This window comes from Mucilaginibacter sp. (assembly GCF_028287845.1).
GTDB lineage: Bacteria > Bacteroidota > Bacteroidia > Sphingobacteriales > Sphingobacteriaceae > Mucilaginibacter.
In genome coordinates this window covers 1-21664 of the sequence record NZ_JAQBOW010000138.1, presented here as the reverse complement: position 1 = coordinate 21664, position 21664 = coordinate 1, and the positions used below count along the sequence as shown (strand labels likewise).

Annotated in this window: 11 protein-coding genes; 6 read left to right on the top strand and 5 right to left on the bottom strand. The window is 41.2% G+C overall.

The window, feature by feature from the left end; genetic code table 11:
* Together JWP71_RS13680 and dnaE are read right to left on the bottom strand one after the other, a co-directional pair.
* Positions 1-120 (bottom strand): thioredoxin domain-containing protein (locus tag JWP71_RS13680; protein WP_299500971.1); only part of this gene is annotated, 120 nt, incomplete at its 3' end.
* A gap of 415 nt (positions 121-535) precedes the next feature.
* On the bottom strand, positions 536-4114 hold the full coding sequence (gene dnaE, locus JWP71_RS13675) for a DNA polymerase III subunit alpha (protein ID WP_299500970.1): 3579 nt from the start codon (positions 4112-4114) through the stop codon (positions 536-538).
* A gap of 149 nt (positions 4115-4263) precedes the next feature.
* Between dnaE and JWP71_RS13670 the strand changes: the two genes are divergently transcribed.
* Together JWP71_RS13670 and JWP71_RS13665 are read left to right on the top strand one after the other, a co-directional pair.
* Complete coding sequence (locus tag JWP71_RS13670) at positions 4264-9417, top strand: translocation/assembly module TamB domain-containing protein (protein ID WP_299500969.1); 5154 nt, start codon at positions 4264-4266, stop codon at positions 9415-9417.
* Positions 9418-9420: 3 nt separating this feature from the next.
* Complete coding sequence (locus JWP71_RS13665; protein ID WP_299500968.1) at positions 9421-11718, top strand: BamA/TamA family outer membrane protein; 2298 nt, start codon at positions 9421-9423, stop codon at positions 11716-11718.
* Positions 11719-11804: 86 nt separating this feature from the next.
* Here JWP71_RS13665 and JWP71_RS13660 read toward each other — a convergent pair whose 3' ends face one another.
* The 3 genes from JWP71_RS13660 to gyrB form a co-directional block, all read right to left on the bottom strand.
* Positions 11805-12566: a GLPGLI family protein gene (locus JWP71_RS13660; RefSeq protein ID WP_299500967.1), complete on the bottom strand. Its 762-nt coding sequence runs from the start codon at positions 12564-12566 to the stop codon at positions 11805-11807.
* Positions 12567-12571: 5 nt separating this feature from the next.
* Positions 12572-15355 carry an outer membrane beta-barrel protein gene (locus JWP71_RS13655; RefSeq protein WP_299500964.1) on the bottom strand — a complete coding sequence of 928 codons (2784 nt, stop codon included), beginning with the start codon at positions 15353-15355 and terminating at the stop codon, positions 12572-12574.
* A gap of 353 nt (positions 15356-15708) precedes the next feature.
* Complete coding sequence (gene gyrB / locus JWP71_RS13650; protein ID WP_299500963.1) at positions 15709-17667, bottom strand: DNA topoisomerase (ATP-hydrolyzing) subunit B; 1959 nt, start codon at positions 17665-17667, stop codon at positions 15709-15711.
* A 209-nt stretch (positions 17668-17876) separates the two neighbouring features.
* Between gyrB and JWP71_RS13645 the strand changes: the two genes are divergently transcribed.
* The 4 genes from JWP71_RS13645 to JWP71_RS13630 all read left to right on the top strand — a co-directional run.
* A complete protein-coding gene (locus tag JWP71_RS13645) occupies positions 17877-18473 on the top strand; it encodes an OmpH family outer membrane protein (RefSeq protein WP_299500961.1) in 597 nt (198 codons plus the stop codon).
* 147 nt (positions 18474-18620) lie between these two features.
* Complete coding sequence (locus tag JWP71_RS13640) at positions 18621-19094, top strand: nucleoside deaminase (RefSeq protein WP_299500958.1); 474 nt, start codon at positions 18621-18623, stop codon at positions 19092-19094.
* A 195-nt stretch (positions 19095-19289) separates the two neighbouring features.
* The gene (locus tag JWP71_RS13635; RefSeq protein ID WP_299500956.1) at positions 19290-20171 is read left to right on the top strand and encodes a UbiA-like polyprenyltransferase; all 882 of its coding nucleotides are present in this window, start codon (positions 19290-19292) and stop codon (positions 20169-20171) included.
* Between the two features lie 233 nt (positions 20172-20404).
* Positions 20405-21664: M3 family oligoendopeptidase (locus JWP71_RS13630; protein ID WP_299500954.1), on the top strand; the 1260-nt coding region annotated here is incomplete at its 3' end.

The window sequence follows — 21664 nt, the reverse complement described above, 5'->3', positions numbered from 1 at the left end:
AACCACCGGACCAACCATTCTACAAGGGCCACACCATTCTGCCCAAAAGTCTACCAATACCGGTTTATCTGATTTAAGCACAAGCTCCTCAAAGTTTGCGTCAGTTATTTCTAAAGCCATGATTTTTCTAATATTTATTGTTATACAAATATATACTATTCAAATTGCTTGCCACAAGTGTATACCTGACAATCTGACAAAGAAATTACTAACAACGGTGTATTTATGCACTTTGATTTTGGGGTGACAAAAGAGCTCTCACTGAGACACCTGAGAGAATATTATTTTTTGTGGACTTACAAACTGTCTAAATTTCATCCAAATATAAATCTAAATAACAAACCGCACGTCATTGCGAGGAACGAAGCAATCTCTGCACTCGCTAATCAATCGTGAAAAATATTATTCAAGGCCCTGCTCAAAACGGCAAACTCTTATTTGAATGTCCTACATAGAGATTGCTTCGTTCCTCGCAATGACGCCTTTCTTATCGTTTTTTTAGACAGTCTCTCAGTAACTTTATAATTTCAATATATCAATTCAACACCGCTGCCGAATTAGTCAAACTCAAAATATCAGCCATTAAATCATCACTCGGGTTTACTTTATAGGTTTTTGAAGGCATTTCTACCAGCATAGACTCATCACGTATCTTAAAACGCAGGGTACAGTTTTTCATTGGATATTTTTGATTGTTGGTTTCAATCACTTCCTGTATGTGCGTTAATAGTTGGTCATTTAAAGCTTTTAGTTCTAAATATACAGTTAAGGATTTGGTTAACTTATCGCGCATTTCTGATAACAGGCTCATGGTAGCTATGCGGAGGTCCCAGTTATCTTTTTGACGGAATTTCTCTTCGATATTTCCTTTGATGTGTAGGAAGTAACCATCAACCATCAGGTTCCTGAACTTTACATAATCCTCGCCAAACAGCGCGAACTCGTACGATTCATTATAATCCTCTAACACAAAAGTGCCGAAAGGCTTACCGGTCTTGGTCATTTTATGCTGAACGTTGCCTACCAGTCCGCCAATACAAACCTCGCCTCTTTTACGTAATTGTGCAAAAGCTGCCATTACCTCCTCGCCCCCTTCGCCCGAGCGCGCTTTCTGCATGTTTTTCAACTCGCTGATTGTAGTATTGCAATACTTTTCCATCTCCAGCTTATAATTATCAAGCGGGTGGCCGGTTAGGTATATGCCGATAACTTCTTTCTCGTATTTCAATTTTTCTATCAACGGCCATTCTTCTGCATCGGGCATGGGTGGCTCGGGGATATAAGATGCTACTGAACCGCCAAACAACGACGACTGTGTGGTGCTTTGTGTATTCTGATAGTCGTTAGCATATTTTATTAAACGCTCAACACCCGTTAAAATACCATTCTCTGTTTTGGCGAAGAACTGCGCACGCTTTAAACCAAACTCATCAAATGCCCCTCCATAAACCAGGTTCTCGTATGATTTACGGTTTACACTGCGGGTATTTGAGCGCTGCGCGAAATCATAAACAGATTTGTATGGGCCGCGTTCTAAACGTTCGTCAATAATGCTTTCAACCGCTTTATCACCTACGCCTTTAACACCGGTCAGTCCGAAACGAATTACACCTTTTTTATTGGCGGTAAACGCCATATAGCTTTCGTTAATATCCGGGCCCAAAACCTCTACTCCCATGCGTCTGCACTCTTCCATAAAGAAGGTTATCTTCTCCATGTTGTTCTGGTTATTTAAAACCGCTGCCATATATTCTGCCGGGTAATGCGCTTTTAAATAGGCAGTTTGGTATGCTACAAAAGCATAACAGGTAGAGTGCGATTTATTGAACGCGTACTGGGCAAATGCTTTCCAGTCGTTCCATACTTTGGTTAGTTTATCTTTAGGGTGACCTTTTGCGGTAGCGCCCTCCATAAACTGCGACTCCATTTTATTCAATACCTCAATCTGCTTTTTACCCATCGCTTTACGCAACACGTCGGCATCGCCTTTACTAAAACCGGCCAGCTTTTGCGATAAAAGCATCACCTGTTCCTGGTAAACGGTAATACCGTAGGTTTCGCCCAGGTATTCTTCCATATCCGGCAAATCGAACACCACGGGCTCGTAGCCGTGCTTACGTTTGATAAAGGCTGGTATATACTCTATCGGCCCCGGGCGGTACAGGGCGTTCATGGCAATTAAGTCTTCAAATTTATCGGGTTTCAGATCGCGCAGGTACATTTGCATGCCGTCACTTTCAAACTGGAAAGTGCCGTTGGTATCGCCGCGTTGGTAAAGCTCAAAAGTTTTCAGGTCATCCAGTGGTATATAGTCTATATCGATGGTTACATCATGATTTTGTTTGATGAGCCTTAACGCGTCTTTCAAAATGGTTAAAGTTTTCAAACCTAAAAAGTCCATCTTTATTACACCGGCATCTTCAATAACACGGCCATCATACTGGGTAACCAACAGGTCAGAGTCTTTAGCTACCGCGACAGGAACAATATCCGTCAAATCATAAGGTGCAATAATAATACCCGCGGCGTGTACACCTGTATTACGTACAGAGCCTTCCAGCTTTGCGGCCTCACGCAAAACAATTCCGCGCAGGTCCGTAGCTTTATAGATTGCCTGTAATTCGGGTACCTGGTCAATCGCGCCCTGCAGGGTGATGCCTAGCGTTTCGGGTACTAATTTTTTCAGCGCGTTTACGTCTGACAAAGGCATATCCAACACCCGGCCCACATCCTGTATGCTGGTACGCGCGGCCATAGAGCCATAGGTGATAATTTGCGCTACCTGGTTTTTGCCATATTTATCAACTACATAGTCAATAACTTTCTGGCGGCCGGCATCATCAAAGTCCGTATCAATATCGGGCATCGACTTACGGTCGGGGTTCAAAAATCTTTCGAATAGGAGATTATACTTTAACGGATCAATATTGGTTATCCCCGTACAATAAGCAACCACCGACCCTGCAGCCGACCCACGGCCCGGACCAATAAACACGCCTATATCACGGCCATGTTTAATAAAGTCGGCTACAATTAAAAAGTAACCGGCAAAGCCCATGGTGCGTATGGTAAAAAGCTCAAAGTTGATACGCTCTTCAACTTCGGGGGTTAGATCAACATAGCGTTCTTTAGCTCCGGTAAAGGTTAAGTGCTTTAAATATTCCCATTGGTTAAGGGTATCCGCATCGGCAGTGGTATGGATATTAAATTCTGTTGGAATAACAAAGTTTGGCAGTAATATGTCGCGCTTTAATTTAAGCACTTCAACCTTGTCAACAATCTCGTTGGTATTATCTAATGATTCGGGCAGGTCATGAAACAGCTTGCCCATTTCTTCCTGAGTTTTAAAATAAAACTGGTCATTCGGGAAACCAAACCGATAGCCTTTACCACCTTCTTCGTCCGTAGCTATCGGCGTGCTTTGCATGTCGCCGGTATTTACGCATAGCAAAATATCATGCGCGTTAGAGTCCTGCTGATCTACATAGTGTGAATCATTAGAGCAAATAACTTTTACATTATATTTTTTAGCGTATTTAAGCAACACCGCGTTAACTATATTTTGTTCGGGGATATCATGGCGCTGTAACTCTATATAAAAATCTTCGCCAAACAAATCAAGCCACCATTTAAACTCGGCTTCGGCTTCATCTTCCGTGTTTCTCAAAATAGCCTGGGGAACAGACGCACCAATACAGCAGGTAGTTGCGATTAAGCCTTCATGATATTTTTCTATCAACTCCTTATCCACACGCGGCCACTTACTATAAAGGCCCTCCATGTATCCTAAAGAACATATTTTAACCAGGTTTTTATACCCCTGCGGATTTTTTGCCAGCAAAAGTTGGTGGCGACGTACATCCTTCTTTTCTTTAGTAAATTGCTTTTTATGCCTGTCCTCAACAACATAAAACTCGCAACCTACTATGGGTTTCACGTTATGCTTACCGGCTTCGGCCACAAACTTAAATGCGCCAAACATATTACCGTGGTCGGTAATAGCCAAAGCCTTCATACCATCTGCAGCCGCTTTTTTATATAACTTAGATATATCAGCAGCGCCGTCAAGCAATGAAAACTGGGTATGTACATGTAAGTGCGAAAAATCGGGCATAGTAATCCTATAAACTTTTGGATGAATACAAATCTACCAAAAAAACAAGATGGGGTTTACAGTTGTTGAAAAATTGAGCAGGCTACTATAGCATACTTTTTGCATATAAACTAAAAATAATACTAATAACCTTTACAGCATCTATAAAATTGGAACGATTTGGACGTATAGCTTTAAAAACCATTCTCTGGATAATTGCAAGTGTCATCTTTCTGGTGTTGCTTGTAGTCATTTTAATACAAGTACCCGCCGTTCAAAACTTCGCGAAAGACAAGGCCGTTACCTTTTTACAAAATAAAATCCACACAAAAGTTAAAATAGGCCATATAAGTTTAGGTCTGCCCAAACTGCTGGTTTTAGATAGCGTATATTTCGAAGATCAGAAAAAAGACACCCTTATAGCCGGCGATAAATTAAAGGTTGATATCAGCATGTTGCAATTGCTGCATCATAAGGTGGAGATCAACGAAATTAACCTACAGGGAGTAACCGCCAAAATTAGCCGTGGTAAAGACAGTATTTTCAATTACGATTATATCCTGAAAGCTTTTGCCGGCGAACAGAAGAAAGCGGTTAAACCTGCCGATACAACGTCGACTATGAAGTTTTCGATGGATAAGATTATCCTGGATAGAATCAATTTGTCCTATAAAGATTTGACCACCGGTAATGATGTAAAATTCCTGCTTGGTCATTTTGATACCCGTATCAAGGATTTTGATATGGATAAAATGAAGTTTACTATACCAAAAATTAATCTGTCAGGTGTTAACGCACGCATTATACAAACACCAAGGGGCTCATCAATAGCGCAGGCCGCTAAAATTGACACTGCTGTTAAACCGTTGAATATGGAACTTAACCTGGGAACCATAGATGTATCAAAAGTTTACGTGGTTTATCGCAGCGGCGAAATGGCTGCCAATGTTGATCTGAGTAAATTTTTGGTGGAGATGGATAAGATAGATCTCAAAAATCAAAAGGTTAACATAAAAAGCATTGAGTTGAATGACACTAAAGCCGCGTTTACTTTCGCCAAACCGCAAACCGTTAAAAAAGCTGTAGTTAAAGCCATAAAAAAATTAGACACGTTAACCTCTAACCCCAACAAAAAGGGGTGGACAGCTACACTGGCAAAGATCAGCTTTACTAATGATGATATTAAGTATGATAACGATGCACAAAAACCAATTGCCAAAGGATTGGATTTTGCACACATGCATATCCATAATTTGAATGCGGAGGCAGAAAATATCGCTTATAACCCGGATACGCTTTCAGGAAAAATAAACTCGTTCACTTTTATTGAAAAGAGCGGGTTATTAATCAGGAAGTTCCATACCGCTTTCTTTTACGGGCCAACCAACGCTTACCTGAATGACCTGTTGGTTGAAACACCGCAAACCAGGTTGCAAAAACAAGTGCAGGTTAGCTACCCATCCATTGCAGCTATTACTAAAAACATTGGGCTGTTACGTGTTAATGCCAACTTAGATGGCAGCAAACTAAGTTTAAAAGATGTGTTGTTGTTGATGCCGACTATGAGCAGTATGGAGCCATTTAAAAATTCACCAAACTCGGTATTTACTATTAACGGGAAAGTATCCGGGCAGGTAAATAACCTTAATATTCCTGAGCTGGACATACGCGGGTTAAGCAATACCCACATCAAAGCATCCGCCAAATTAAAGGGCCTGCCTGATATGAATAAGGCTTATTTTGATATTAACATAGTCGATTTTAATACCAGCCAAACCGATTTAGCCAAACTTGTTCCCGCCGGCACCATTCCATCATCTGTAAGCATACCTGCCAGCATGAATTTAAAGGGAAACTTTAAAGGCAGCATGAATAATTTTAACACCAAACTAAATTTACGTTCGAGCTACGGCGCTATGGACCTGGTTGCGGTCATGAAAAATGGCAACAGCAAAACAGGCGCAACGTATACAGCCAATATAAAAGCTAATGATTTGAATGTTGGCGCGTTGACTAAACAGCCCCAAATGGTGGGCATGGTTACGCTATCTGCCAACATTAAAGGGCGCGGGCTTGACCCCAAAAAGGCCAGTCTGCAGTTTGATGGCAATGTTGCTAAAGCATACGTTAAAGGGTATAATTACCAAAACGTGCAACTTAAAGGTACTGCTACCAATGGTAGTTATGTAGTTAGCTCGCGTATGAGGGACCCCAACATCAGCTTTGCGTTGGACGTAAAAGTCGATCTGAATAAAAAATATCCTTCGGTAAAAGGCACCGTAATGTTGGATAGCATTAACCTGCAAAAACTGCATCTTACCACCTCAAACCTGCGCCTGCACGGTAAAATTGTTGCCGATGTGCCCACTGCCGACCCGGATTACCTGAACGCTAATATTAAGGTAACCGATCTGTTAGTGACAGACAGCGCCCGGCGTATCAGAATAGATACTATCAGCCTTATATCCACCGCTAATGCGGATAGCAGTACACTGCGTTTAAAAACTCCGTTTTTAACGGCGCGCATGGGTGGCAAATATAAACTAACGCAGATAGCCCCTGCTGTGCAGGATGTTATAAACAAATATTTTGACACCAACCTGGGCAAAGCGGCACCTAAAACCAAACCAACCTACTCGCCGCAACAGTTTACTTTTGCAGCACGAATTGTAAAAACACCATTAGTTGCCCAATTTGCACCTACACTTAAACAATTAGAGCCGGTTAATATTACGGGCCGCTTTAACAGCACGACCGGCGAACTGGTAGTAAATGGCACCATGCCTAAAATAGTTTACGGTACCGAGGTTATAAATAACGGAAGGCTAAATATTAATACAGGCAATAACGCGCTTAATTATAGTTTAACGGTTGATGAAGTAAAAGTTTCATCCTCTCTTGATCTGCTATACCCAAGCATTATCGGCAACGCGCAAAACAATAAGCTTAACATCAGTTTACAGGTGCGCGATGCTACCCGGAAGGAGCGTTATCGCATGGCAGGTGTATTTAGCGTATTGCCAAATGAATACCAATTTAGTTTCCTGCAAAATGGTGTGATGTTTAACTATATACCATGGGCCGTAAATGCTGATAACGCTTTACAGTTTGGCAGCAAAGGTATTTTAGCCCGTAATTTTACCATTACCAGCATCAACCAGATATTGAGCATTAACAGCACATCTGCCCAGATGAATTCGCCTGTTAAAGTTAGCTTCCAGAATTTCCGTATCGAGACTTTAACCCGTATGGCCCAGCAGGATTCTTTACAAGTTGGCGGGGTAATAAACGGCGATGCCAATATCAGCGACTTCCAAAAATCGCCTAAGTTTACATCAGCCCTAAACATTACCGATTTCAGCTTTAAAGGAGATACTGTAGGCAATATCGCCCTTAAAGTAAATAACCAAACCCAAAATGCTTATGCCGCTACCATGAGCATAACCGGCAAAGACAATCAGGTTGATCTGAATGGTTTATACTATACCGGTCCGCAAGGCAAGTTTGACCTTAATCTGAACATAGTGCAGCTTAATACGAAAAGCATAGAGGGCTTTAGTTTTGGCAGCATCCGTAATGCCAAAGGCACCCTGAGCGGGCAATTAAAAATAACCGGCACAACCACCGCGCCGGTTATACGTGGGGATGTAAACTTTAATCAGGTAGGCTTTAATGTGACTATGCTGAATTCTTATTTTACCATGCCTAAAGAGACTATTACGTTTAATGAGGATGGTATATTGTTTAGAGATTTTACGCTGGTAGATTCTACAGGGAACAAAGCCATTGTTACCGGAACATTGTACACCAAAACCTTTACCGATTTTAAATTCGGTATTGATATAAACGCCCAAAATTTCAGGGTGGTAAATTCTACCCAGGCAAATAATAAATTATTTTACGGTAAATTATACATAGATACCCGGATACAGATACGCGGCACAAAGAGCTCGCCACGGGTTGACGCTAATTTAACTGTCAATGATAAAACCGATATGACCTTTGTTTTACCACAAAACGACCCGGGCCTGGAAGACAGGACCGGGGTTGTGGAAGTTATTAATGAAAATGCGCCCAAGCTGGATTCTATAATGCTGGCTAAGCAGCTTGATTCACTTAAAAAAACAAGCTTAGTTGGATTGGATGTTAATGCAACTATCATCATAAATAAGGCTGCCAACTTTACAATAGTTGTTGATGAACGTAATGGCGATGTAGTACAGCTTAAAGGCGAGGCACGCCTGAACGGTGGTATTGACCCAAGCGGAAAAATAAACCTTACCGGCACTTATACTGTTGAACAAGGCTCATACAACCTGGCTTATGCTACGGTGAAGCGTAAATTTAATTTCAAAAAAGGCAGTACCATAACCTGGACGGGCGACCCAACCACCGCGAATATTAACCTTACTGCTATATACGTAGCCAACGTACCGCCTATCGATCTGGTGAATGATCAGTTAGGCGGTGATGCTACAACCACCACCATGTATAAGCAAAAACTGCCATTTAATGTTGACCTTAACTTAAAGAATGAATTAATGAAACCGGATATCACCTTTGATATTGTGCTGCCGGATAGTACCTATACGGTATCGCCGGATGTTGTTACCAATGTTAACACCCGGCTATCGCAAATACGGCAAGATCCTAATGAAATGAATAAACAGGTGCTTGGCGTATTAGTATTGGGGCATTTTATTGGTGATAATCCGTTAGCGAGCCTGGGTGGCGGCACAAATATTAATAGTGCCCTACGTAACAGTGTGAGCGGTTTATTGGCCGACCAGCTAAATAAACTGGCAGGCAATCTTATTGGTGGTGTGCAATTAAGCTTTGGTGTAACATCAGGAGCTGATTACTCAACCGGGGTTGAACAAAACCGAACGGATTTAAATGTTGGCTTATCTAAACAATTTTTAAATGACCGCTTAACGGTTACAGTTGGCAACAACTTTAACCTTGAGGGACAAAACCAGCCGGGGCAAAAATCAACCAGCATAGCTGGTAATCTATCGGTAAATTATAAATTAACACAAGATGGCCGCTACATGATACGCGCTTATCGCCGTGATGAATTTATTGTAGTGGAGGGCCAGGTAATTGAAACCGGGGTAGGCTTCTCCCTAACTTTTACTTACAACCGGTTCTTAGAACTGTTTAAGAGAAAACCTAAACAAGACAGGGACCTGCAGAAGGAATACAAGGAAAAAGAAAAAGAGAAAAACAAGCAAAAGAAAGAAGCCGATAAACAACATGATGCAACCGTTGCAGATGTGCAGCCTGCAGACAAACCGGCGCAACAAAAACAACCATCAAATTAACTTATGACCAAGCTTAGATACATACTTGTTATTTTATTTGTTGCCTTTATAAGCGCCTGCAGCACAACCAAATATTTGGCTCCGGGGCAAAAGCTATATACCGGCGGACAAATAAAAATTGTAGATAAGGATATTAAAAAAAGCGATGCAAAAGCCTTAAACGCCGAGCTATTGGCCATGTTACGGCCCAAACCAAATACTACAATTTTAGGGTTACGATATAAATTATGGATATATAACAAAACAAGAACAAACAAAGTACGCGGCTTAAGGCATTATTTAAATACCCACTTTGGTGAGCCCCCTGTTTTGGTAAATACAGTCGACCTTGAAAAAAATAGCAGTATACTACAAAACAGGTTGCAAAACGAGGGTTATTTTGTTGCACAGGTAAATGGCGATACCGTAAGTAAAAAAGGCTCGAAGGTGGCAAAGGCCATATATACTACGCAAACCGGCCCTGTTTATCATTACCGTAAAATAATGTTCCCGACAGAAAAGAATGACTTGGATACCGCGGTTACCGGCACGGCCGCACAAAGTTTATTAAAGGTTGGCGACAGGTATAACCTGGATGTTATTAAAGCCGAGCGCATACGTATTGATGCCCGTTTAAAAGAAAAGGGTTTCTTTTATTTTTCGCCCGACAACCTAATCATGCGGTACGATAGCACCATTGCCAATCACCAGGTGGATATGTTCGTAAGGGTTAAAGAAACCACACCCGACCAGGCCCGATGGATATACCAGATAAGGAACATTTATGTATATCCTAAATATTCATTAAGAGATACCTCGCTTAAATTAGATTCGGCCGAGAAATATCGTTGGTACAATGTTATCGACCCCAAAAAAACTGTAAGACCGTTTTTATTTAAAAATACAGTGTTGCTGCATCCCGGCGATGTGTACAACCGTACCGCACATAATAATAGCTTAAACAGGTTTATTGAACTTGGGCCATTTAGCTTTGTTAAAAATCGATTTGAAGATGTTACGCCCGACTCGGCCAAGCTGGATATCTATTACTTTTTAACACAATCTAAAAGGAAATCACTTACTGCCGAAATAATTGCCCGCCAAACATCTGCAAATTATGATGGTACGCAATTTAACCTGACCTTCCGGAATAAAAACACTTTTAAAGGCGGCGAGCTGTTCACACTTAATTTTTTCACCAGTACCGATAAGCAATTCGGCAGCTATCATAACGGGTTTAATGTTTACCAGTTTGGCGTACAACCATCCATGTCATGGCCGCGGTTTATAAGTCCGTTTGATTTTAAAACGAATAATGCATTTATCCCCAGAACGGTGTTGACAACAGGATATACTTTAATTGACCGTTCGCAACTTTATACCTTAAATTCATTTAACGGCTCATGGGGTTATCAATGGAAACCTAACCTGCATAAGCAAAATGTATTTAATTTGTTAGAAGTAACTTATGTTGATGCCGCCAATATTAGCCAGCTTTACCAGGATAGCATTCGTAAAACGCGCAATCCAACATTAACCCATGTAATTAATAACCAATTTACATTCGGCTCAAGTTACAGTTATACTTATGATAACACAACCGAAGATTTCCGCATCAATAGTATTTACTACATGGGTAAGCTTAGCCTGTCGGGCAATGTATATGGTATACTAACCGGTGCCGATACCTTAAAAGGTAAGGTGAGTAAACTATTTGGTACCCCATTTAATCAATATATCAAACTGGAAAACGAGTTCCGCTTCTTCCATAAATTAGGGCCCGGCAGTAAAGTTGCTGCCCGCTTTATGGTTGATGTTGGTTTACCGTACGGCAACTCTACCATTTTACCTTATACACAACAATTTTTTATTGGCGGACCAAATAGTTTACGCGGTTTCCAGGCCAGGTCTATAGGTCCGGGGGCTTATTATCCGCCGGGTTCTGTAACCAGCGGCAGCCAGTTTTTGCCTGATGAGTCGGGCGATATCAAGATCGAAGGAAATATAGAGTACCGCCCTAAATTGTTCAGTATTGTAGAAGGCGCGCTGTTTGTTGATGCAGGTAATATATGGCTGATGAGGCCCCATTATGGCCTGCCCGGCGCCGCGTTTGGTAAAAACTTTTTGAGCCAAATGGCCGCCGATGTTGGCTTTGGCCTGCGCTTTAACCTGTCGGTATTGATATTGCGTACAGATATGGGTTTCCCGGTATTAAAGCCTAAAACCAACAATACAGGTGTTATTGATGGCGTGGATTATACCGGCTCGGGCTGGCACGGATCAAACGCGGTATTTAACCTGGCTATTGGGTATCCGTTTTAATGAGTGAATTTTGAATGAGTGAATAATTTGGTGTAATCTCAAAAAAGCATTCACTCAATCTCTCATTCCATAATTCACTCATTATCTTACAGCGTAAATATCTTTAACTGGTATTTACCGAGTGTGCCCCTGGGAGAAAAAGCGGCGCGCAGGGTTTCCACCAATTGTTTATGATTAACCGGCTTTCCTTTTTGAGGCGGTGTTATGGCTGTTTCTGGCACTGAAACCAGGTCGACTTTTGTAGCGGCCCAGGTTACGTGCTCGCGCGGCAGGGTTACCTGTAATATCATCCCAGGCAGGCCCGAGAACGATTCGGGGCCGCCGCTAACCCATATTTTATCGGTATAAAATGCTACCACGTAGATGGAATCCTGCACTACACCATGAGCCTCGCGACAGGTGTAGCCGGCAATTTCGCGGGTGTTACCCATAATGCGCCATTTTATTTTACGGATGCTGTCCTTAACCAAAAAATCCTGGCCCTGCACACTTCTTAATATCGTACTCATACCTGATGAAAAATCAACATAAGTAGTATTATACTGGTTAGCCAATGGGTTGGCCTGGAATATCACCACATCATTGGGTCGTTCGGTTGTAAATAAAGTCTTGTCTTTATTAAAAGTTAACTTATCCTTAAACTTTGCAAATTGAGGCTGGTTTTTTTGATATTGCTCAAATGCTTGATTACTAAATACGTCATTTTTATTTAACAAGCCACGTGCTATAGCAAACATGTTTATGGTTTTGTCATACTCAATAGTACCTGTGGTTATAAATTTAGCATGCTGGGCCATAACCGTGCTGCCGGTTAATAAGCCAATAAAAAATATAATAATTGCTTTCATAGTGGTTATTTTTTAGCGGTATCAGAGGTACCAAATTTTGTAAAGTCCCAGGTAACGGTAAACATAAAATACCGCCTGATAGAGTTAGAAAGGGTTTGCTGGGTAATGCCATTATAAGAGAATCTTCTGTTCTGATCCTGATCAAGCAGATTGTTAGCTGATATAGACAATTTAAGATTCTTTTCTTTCAAGAACATTTTGCTAAATGACGCGTTCCACATTGCTTTGTTAGTGGCAGGCAAATTTTTTGTAGCAGCGCTATAATTATTGTTGATATCAGATGCCAACATATAGTGTGCCGGCAGGTAAATGGTTGCGCCTCCGTATAAATTATATCCAAAAGCGTTGTTATTATTACTATTATTAGGCAAAATGTCTTGTAGCGTATAGTTTGGGCCGCCATTAAAATAAAAGCTGTATTTATTTGCCTTATATTTATTTAACCCGATTGACATGTTATAAGAAGCGTTATGATTGGTGTTTAATACACCATTGGTATAAAAATAAGAAAGACCGCCATTGATATAAATGCTGGCATTTATGCCCATATCCAATGCCGGTATTTTTTTACTTCCGTTTAAAGAAAAATTGTAGTTATATGGTGTCTTATCAGTTAAATTAATAGCTTGGGTAACCTGCTTACCTGTGGTTATATCATAGGTGCTGTTGTTAATAATCTGGTTAGTGGTAGTTCCAAAATCTCCGCTTATAGCGAAATACTGATTGGTTAGCGGTAAACTGGCCGAATATCTCGCGTTAACACGGTTATTAAATGAGGGCTTTAGGTTTGGATTACCTACATATATATTTATCGGATCGTAGTTTGAGCGCAGTGGCTGAATTTGACTAATTTGTGGTTGGCTGGTACTGCCATTATAATTAAAATTGAACGATTTTGTTTGCGAGGCCTTATATTGATAAGTTATCCGTGGCAGCCAATTTATAAAATCTCTTTTATATACGTCGCCGGTAAAACTATCTATTTGCTTAAAATTAACTGCTGATGCTTTGGCCCCGAAAGTTAAAATAGAGCCACCAAACCGGTAATTGAATGCCGCGCCCAATTGAGTTGTTAACTGGTTAAATTTATAATCACTACTATGGATAACATCAAACGAATCATAATTTCCTGATGCTGATTTGTTATATGATTCCCTATCAGCCGTACTATTGTTTAATCCAAGGCCGTAATTAAATGTAAGGGCTAATTTTTTGGTTATTGGTTCGGTATAGGTCATGTTACTATTTAATACCGAGCTAATAAGCGTTGTTGGTTTGTACTGGTTGGTTATGCTGTCCTTTCCGTCAATAGCTGTATACACATCATTGTATATGTACCCGGCATAGGTGCTTTTAGTATAGGTTTCATTAACATCCCATGAAAAAGTACGGCCTACGGTTTTAAACTTTTTGGTGTAAAATGCACTGGCATTAAATAGTTTTTGCTGCCCGTTACTACTATTATTGCTGGTTGTTTTATTTACTAATAGATTATTGCCATCCTCGGTGGTATTAACGCCGTTACTTCTTGAGTCGGTGTTTTTATCAGTACCGTTAACATCAATTTTTAGGTTAGCTGTAGGGCTAAAGGCTTTTTGATAAACTGCATCCAGTTTTTGCCTGAAGGTGTAATTGTGCGAATTGCTAACATTATCCGTATTGGATATAGCCGTACCTAAAGTCCGCTGTGTTAACGTAGTTTGATCAGTATTAACTGCTAACGAGCCTATTTTATAATTGGTGTTGATAGACTCCTTATCGTTGTTCCATTTATTATCATAATGCACACCGCCGGCTCTCGACAATGGAAGGCCTGCGCCATTATAAGTACCAAACCCACTCTCCACGTCATCCTGCCCGCCAAATACAGATATAGAGCCACCATCGTCACTAATTTGCACATTACTGCCCGATGTACCTAACTTAGCATTATCCTGGAAACCGAGGCCCTGTTTACCGTCGTTGGCAGCGGTAGCATAAGCCGAAAACTTCTCTTTATTTTTAAACCGGTTATAAAGCGCCTGCACCTCGTTATATTCATCAGTGCCTAGTCCTGCATTAATTTTGCCAAAGGTGCCGTTCTTTTTGTCTTCCTTTAGCTTAACATTCAGCACTTTATTTTTTACGCCATCGTCTATCCCTGTAAAGGCGGCCTGATCGCTTTTTTTATCATACACCTGTATTTTATCTACCATGTCGCCGCGCAAATTTTGGGTAACCAGTTTAGGGTCATCCCCAAAAAACTCTTCACCATCAACCAATACCTTATTTATCTTCTCACCCTGGAAAGTTATCTTTCCATCCTTATCAACCTCCATACCGGGCAATTGCTTTAGCAGGTCCTCTACCTTCGAGTTGGGTTGAATTACATAAGCTTTGGCATTAAATTCGGTCGTATCGCCCTTAATTTTTATCGCGCTTACCGTTCCCTTTATAATTACCTCCTGTAGTATACGCGATTTAAGGCCCATGCTGATATTGCCGAAATCATGTGTTTTATTAGCAGGTGTAATGTTAAAGCCCTCTACATAATCTGCATAGTCGGGATAGGTAATTAATAATAAATAATTACCTGCCGGTAAGCCGTTCATGTCAAAAGAACCATCATCTGCAGCATGGGTGAATTTAACAAGGATAGAATCTTTTGCATCTAATAAGGTAACGGTGGCTGTTAGTTTAGCTTTGGCAACTGTATCAACAGTAAATCCTCTTATACTATATGAACTTTGCGCAAAAGAAGTAAAAGCGCATAGGCAGAGCACAATGGTTGCCAGGGTTGTGAGTTTCATAATTTTGGTTTAGGTTGGTTCAATGTATAACTAAATTCTTAGTAAATTGAGTAACAATTTCATTACTAAACTTTAGTTAGGTATTGGCTTTTTAAATGTAAATGATAAAAAGCATCATTCTTATTATTTAACATTCGTTAACATAATTTAACAAATGATTGGTAATCAATTATTTGCTATCACCAGGCGTAACAAAATTATAAAAAATCAAGCCTGCTTAGAATGAGTAGTAAAAGCCATGAAAAATAGTCATCCGTGCATATAAACCTCATAAAATTCATTATCAACAAAAAAGCCGCTCAAAAAGCGGCTTTAAAAATTATAAAAAATTCCGAAATCGAACTTCCGAAATCCTATGTATCTATTCTTGCGTACTTGGCATTCTTTTCGATAAATGCACGGCGTGGTGCAACCTCATCACCCATTAGCATAGAGAAGGTATGATCACATTCGGCAGCATTTTCAATACTGGCTTGTTTTAGTGTGCGGCGGGCAGGATCCATGGTAGTTTCCCATAATTGCTCGGCATTCATCTCTCCCAAACCTTTGTAACGTTGCACGTGTACACTATCTTCTTTACCCGCACCTTTTAAACGTTGTATAGCTACATCACGTTGTTCTTCGGTCCAGCAATATTCAAACTCTTTACCTTTTTTAACCTGGTATAATGGCGGCGATGCAATGTAAACATAACCGGCCTCTATTAGCTCCTTCATATAACGGAAGAAGAAGGTAAGAATTAAAGTAGTAATGTGCGATCCGTCAACGTCCGCATCCGTCATGATCACTATTTTATGATAACGCAGCTTGGTTATGTTAAGCGCTTTATCATCCTCGGGCGTACCGCGGCTTACGCCAAGGCCGGTAAACATGTTCTTTATTTCTTCATTTTCGTATATCTTATGCTCCATGGCTTTTTCCACGTTAAGGATCTTACCCCTTAGTGGTAATATAGCCTGGTACTCGCGGTTACGGCCCTGCTTGGCAGTACCACCCGCCGAGTCCCCTTCGACAAGATATAATTCACATAATGCAGGATCGCTGTTAGCGCAATCAGAAAGCTTACCAGGCAAGCCCGAGCCGCCCATTACACTTTTACGCTGCACCATTTCGCGCGCCTTACGGGCAGCCGCACGGGCCGTAGCAGCCAGTATAACCTTGTTCACTATCATCCGGGCCTCTTTAGGATGCTCTTCCAGGTAATTACCTAAAATTTCGCCTACGGCCATATCAACCGCGCCCATTACTTCGTTATTGCCCAGTTTGCCTTTGGTCTGACCTTCAAATTGCGGCTCCTGCACTTTTACAGAAATCACAGCGGTTAATCCCTCGCGGAAGTCGTCACCGGTAATTTCTATCTTCATGTTTTTCAGCAAGCCTTCTTTATCGGCATAACTTTTTAAAGTACGGGTTAACCCTCTGCGGAAACCCGCAACGTGTGTACCGCCTTCAATGGTATTAATATTATTTACGTACGAGTGTACGTTCTCTGTATAAGTATCATTGTATTGCAGGGCAAGCTCAACCGGGATGCCTTGTTTTATACCGTCCAGATAAATTGGCTCGGGTATAATTGAGGTACGTGTACCATCCAAAAACTTTACAAACTCGCTTAAGCCGCCGGTCGAATAAAATTCTTCTATCGGGAAAGTTCCATCTTCATTGGCATCACGTTCATCGGTTAAAGTTAAACGGATACCTTTATTTAGATAGGCCAGCTCGCGTAAACGGGCAGCCAGTGTATCATATTTATATTCGGTAGTTAAAGTAAATATCTCCGGATCGGGCTGGAAAGTTTGTGTAGTACCTGTACGGTTTGATACGCCAATTTCTTTTACCTCAAATAATGGCTTTCCTTGTGAATACTCCTGGGTAAATATTTTTCCATCGCGCTCAACAACAGTTTTCATGTGGATAGAAAGCGCGTTAACGCAACTTACACCCACACCATGCAAACCGCCCGATACTTTATAAGTATCCTTATCAAACTTACCGCCGGCGTGTAAAACGGTCATTACAATTTGCAATGCCGATACCTGCTCTTTAGTGGTAATGCCTGTAGGGATACCACGGCCATTATCAACAACGGTAATGGAGTTGCCTTTATGTATAGTAACATTTATGGTATCGCAATAGCCGGCAAGCGCCTCATCTATAGAGTTATCTACAACTTCATATACTAAATGGTGCAGGCCCTTAACGCCTGTATCGCCAATGTACATGGAAGGGCGCTTACGCACCGCTTCTAAACCTTCTAAAACCTGTATATTATCTGCTGAGTAATTCGATTTGTCCTGATTTTCTTCGCTCATATTGGGTTAAAAAAATAACTCACAAAAGTACGCATTTTGCTGCGAATATTTGCTATTGTTGATAAAAATGACCGGATATGAACAAGCCCCTCAAATGATTAGGATACTTGCCATGAAAGTTTATCTTTGTGAAAAAAAATATTAAAAATGATGCCCGGTTTTTCTAGTGAAACCTCATCATTATCATCAAAAAAAACAAACCAATTTAAATGAAAACTTCTGGTTCTATTTTTACAAAAACCGTTTTAGGTTTATTAATCGCCGGTAGCATGGCAGCCTGTAATAACAATAAAGCAGGTAGTGCGCCAGCTACTACAACTACAGCAGCGTCGCCGGGTACAGAAACAACTGCATACGTACAGTCTGATACTTTAATAAGTAAATATGAATATGCAAAAGATATGGGCAAGCGCCTGCAGGACAAAGGCAAAACAGCACAGGCTGATGTTGGCGCAAAGCAAGAGGCTCTTCAGCGTGAATTTGTCGAATATCAAAAAGATGCGGCAACAATGCCTGCTGATAAGCGCCAGGCTACCGAGCAACGCCTGCAACGTGAAAAACAGGAGTTTGATCAGTATCAGCAAAGAGCCAGTGCGGAGTTTCAAAATGCGCAGGGCACGGAAACCAGCAAGCTTTATGATAAACTTACCGAATTTTGCAAGGCTTATGCTAAAGAAAAAGGATATAAAGCAATTTTAACTTATTCAAAATCAAACCCAAGTGTATTATATGTTGACCCCAGTTTAGATATAACTGCCGAAGTTGTTAAAAAACTGAATGATGCTTACGCCAAGGATAAAAAATAATTTAAAAACTAAAAAAAGAAAACCCCGGCTTAGTTCAAGTCGGGGTTTTCTTTTTTTAGAGAAGTAAGAAACAAGAGTCGGGGAGTGTAGTTTATAATACTTATTTCTTATCTTGATGCTTATATCGTAATACTTGACTTTAAAAACATGAGCAACCACGAAAATTTTATGCGGATGGCGATTGACCTATCTGAGTATAATGTAAAAGAAGGACAAGGCGGGCCATTTGGCGCCGTAATTGTAAAAGACGGTATGGTATTGGCCCGCAGCGCCAATAAGGTTGTATCTAATAATGATCCTACAGCTCATGCCGAGATTTCGGCCATACGCCTGGCCTGCCAGGAGTTGGGCACGTTTAGCTTAGATGGCTGCGAAATATATACCAGTTGCGAACCTTGCCCCATGTGCCTGGGTGCTATTTACTGGGCAAAAATAGATAAGATATACTATGCCAATACCAAAGCTGATGCCGCTGCAATTGGTTTTGACGACCACTTAATTTACCAGGAGCTTAACCTGCCGATGGAAAAACGCAAGCTACCCATAGTGCAATTAATGCGCGATGAAGCCTTGAGCGCGTTTAAGCTTTGGGGTGAGGCGGAAAATAAGGAGGATTATTAGATAGCCTTTTTGTTATTGCGAGTAACCGGGCATGGTTGCTTAGCCTTCGGGATAACAATTTTAATTATATTTATAATCAATAACTTATAAAGCGTTATTGCGCAGCCACTTCGCAATCTCTACATTTGCAAATCAAAACACCATGATGTTGTTAAGGTAAAATGACGCTCGGTGTCTATAATGTAACTTATATAAATGAAAAAATATCTATCATTAGTAACCTTCTCGCACACCATATTTGCTATGCCATTTGCCTTTATTGGCTTTTTTTTGGCGGTAACCACTACCCAACACACTTTTGAGTGGCAAAAACTGCTGATGATGATTTTGTGTATGGTGTTTGCGCGCAACTCGGCCATGGCGTTTAACCGTTACCTTGACAGGGATATTGATGCAAAGAACCCACGTACTAAAGTGCGCGATATTCCCGCCGGGCGCATCAGCGCGGCATCGGCATTAACATTTACGCTGGTTAACTGCCTGCTGTTTGTTTGCACTACGTGGTTTATTAACCCGCTTTGCTTTTACCTGTCGCCGGTGGCGTTGGTGGTGGTTTTGGGCTATAGTGCTACCAAACGTTTTACGGCACTTTGCCATTTGGTTTTGGGTTTGGGCCTGTCACTTGCCCCTATTGGCGCTTATTTGGTGGTTACGGGCGAGTTTGCTTTGCTGCCCATATTTTTCTCGCTGGCTGTGCTATGCTGGGTTAGCGGCTTCGATATTATCTATGCCCTGCAGGATGAAGATTTTGATCGCAGCGAAAACCTGCACTCCATTCCAGCATATTTGGGTAAGGTTAATGCTTTAAGATTATCTACTTTTTTACATGTGCTATCGGCCATATTTATTGTATTGCCGGTTTTCTATACAACCGTAGGTTTACTGTATTATGTGGGGATTATATTTTTCTGCATTATGCTTACGTACCAGCATAGATTAGTTAAACCAAATGATCTGAGCCGTGTAAACTTTGCATTTATGACCACCAACGGTTTAGCCAGCGTGGTATTTGCTGTTTTATTTTTGTTGGATAGGACGTTGTTAATGCATGGGATGCTGTTTGGGATGCATTTGTAGAATTAAATTTATACTTCGTTAAAAAATAAAAAGATAAAAGCCCAACTATAGTCTCTCTTCTTGCCATTGTTGGTAGGGTCAGGTAGATCAGGTGGGCTTCGGCACATCCTTACTAATTTGTACATTTGCATATCTGCACATTTACACATCAAAAAAAATTTCCCACTTCCTCACTTCCCAACTAATTTGCACATTTGCATATCTGCATCCCGAACTATCGGGACACATCAATCATGATCCACAAAAAAACACGCACTTATATCCCTGCCAACCTTGAAATTAAATGGGAAACGCTTGAACCGCTTTATAAAGACCTTTGCGACCGTCCGATAAATACTGTAGGTGAGCTTGAACACTGGCTGCATGACCGCAGCGAACTGGAAGCCGCCCTGGAAGAAGATTTTGCCTGGCGCTATATCCGCATGACCTGCGATACCAATAATGAGGAGTTGCTGGCAAACTTTCAATATTTCGCTACCGAAATTGAACCTAAAGCCGCGCCTTACAGCAACGAACTCAACAAAAAACTGGTTAACAGCAAGTATATTGACCAACTGGATAAACACAAATACTTTGTTTACCTGCGCGGTATCAAAAAGTCATTAGAACTATTCAGGGAAGAGAATATCCCTATCCAAACAGAGATACAGGTTGAACAGCAAAAATACCAGTCTATCAGCGGCTCGCTGTCTGTTCATATCGGCGATAAAGAATATACTTTAGAGCAGGCATCTGTATTTTTAAAAGATACCGACCGCGCCAAACGGCAAGAGGTTTGGGAGAAGATCACTACCCGCCGCCTGCAGGAAAAAGACAAACTGAATGACCTTTTTGATCACCTGCGTGTTTTAAGACATAAAGTGGCCCTTAATGCAGGTTTTGAAAACTTCAGGGATTATATGTTCCAGGCACTGGGCCGTTTTGATTACACCCCGAAGGATTGCTACGCTTTTCATGAAGCTATTGAACTGGAGATAGTACCCATACTACGCGAACATGCCGCGCAACGCAAACAAGCGCTTGGTTTAAACGAACTAAGACCCTGGGATATGGATGTGAACACATCGGGCAAACCTGCCTTAAAACCGTTTAACAGTGGCGAGGACCTGATAGAAAAGAGCATTCAATGCTTCCGCAACATCAATAGTTACCTGGGCGAGCGTTTAGAGATAATGAAAGATAATAACCTGTTTGATGTGGAAAGCCGCAAAGGCAAAGCACCGGGCGGTTACAACTATCCCCTATCAGAAACCGGCGCTCCGTTTATTTTTATGAATTCGGCCAATACATTTCGTGATCTTACCACTATGGTACATGAAGGCGGCCACGCGGTTCACACCTTTTTAACTGCCGACCTGGAACTGAACGATTTTAAACATTGCCCTTCAGAAGTTGCAGAGCTGGCTTCCATGTCGATGGAGTTAATATCCATGGATAACTGGGACGTATTTTTTGATAACGAGGAAGATTTAAAACGCGCCAAACGCGATCAG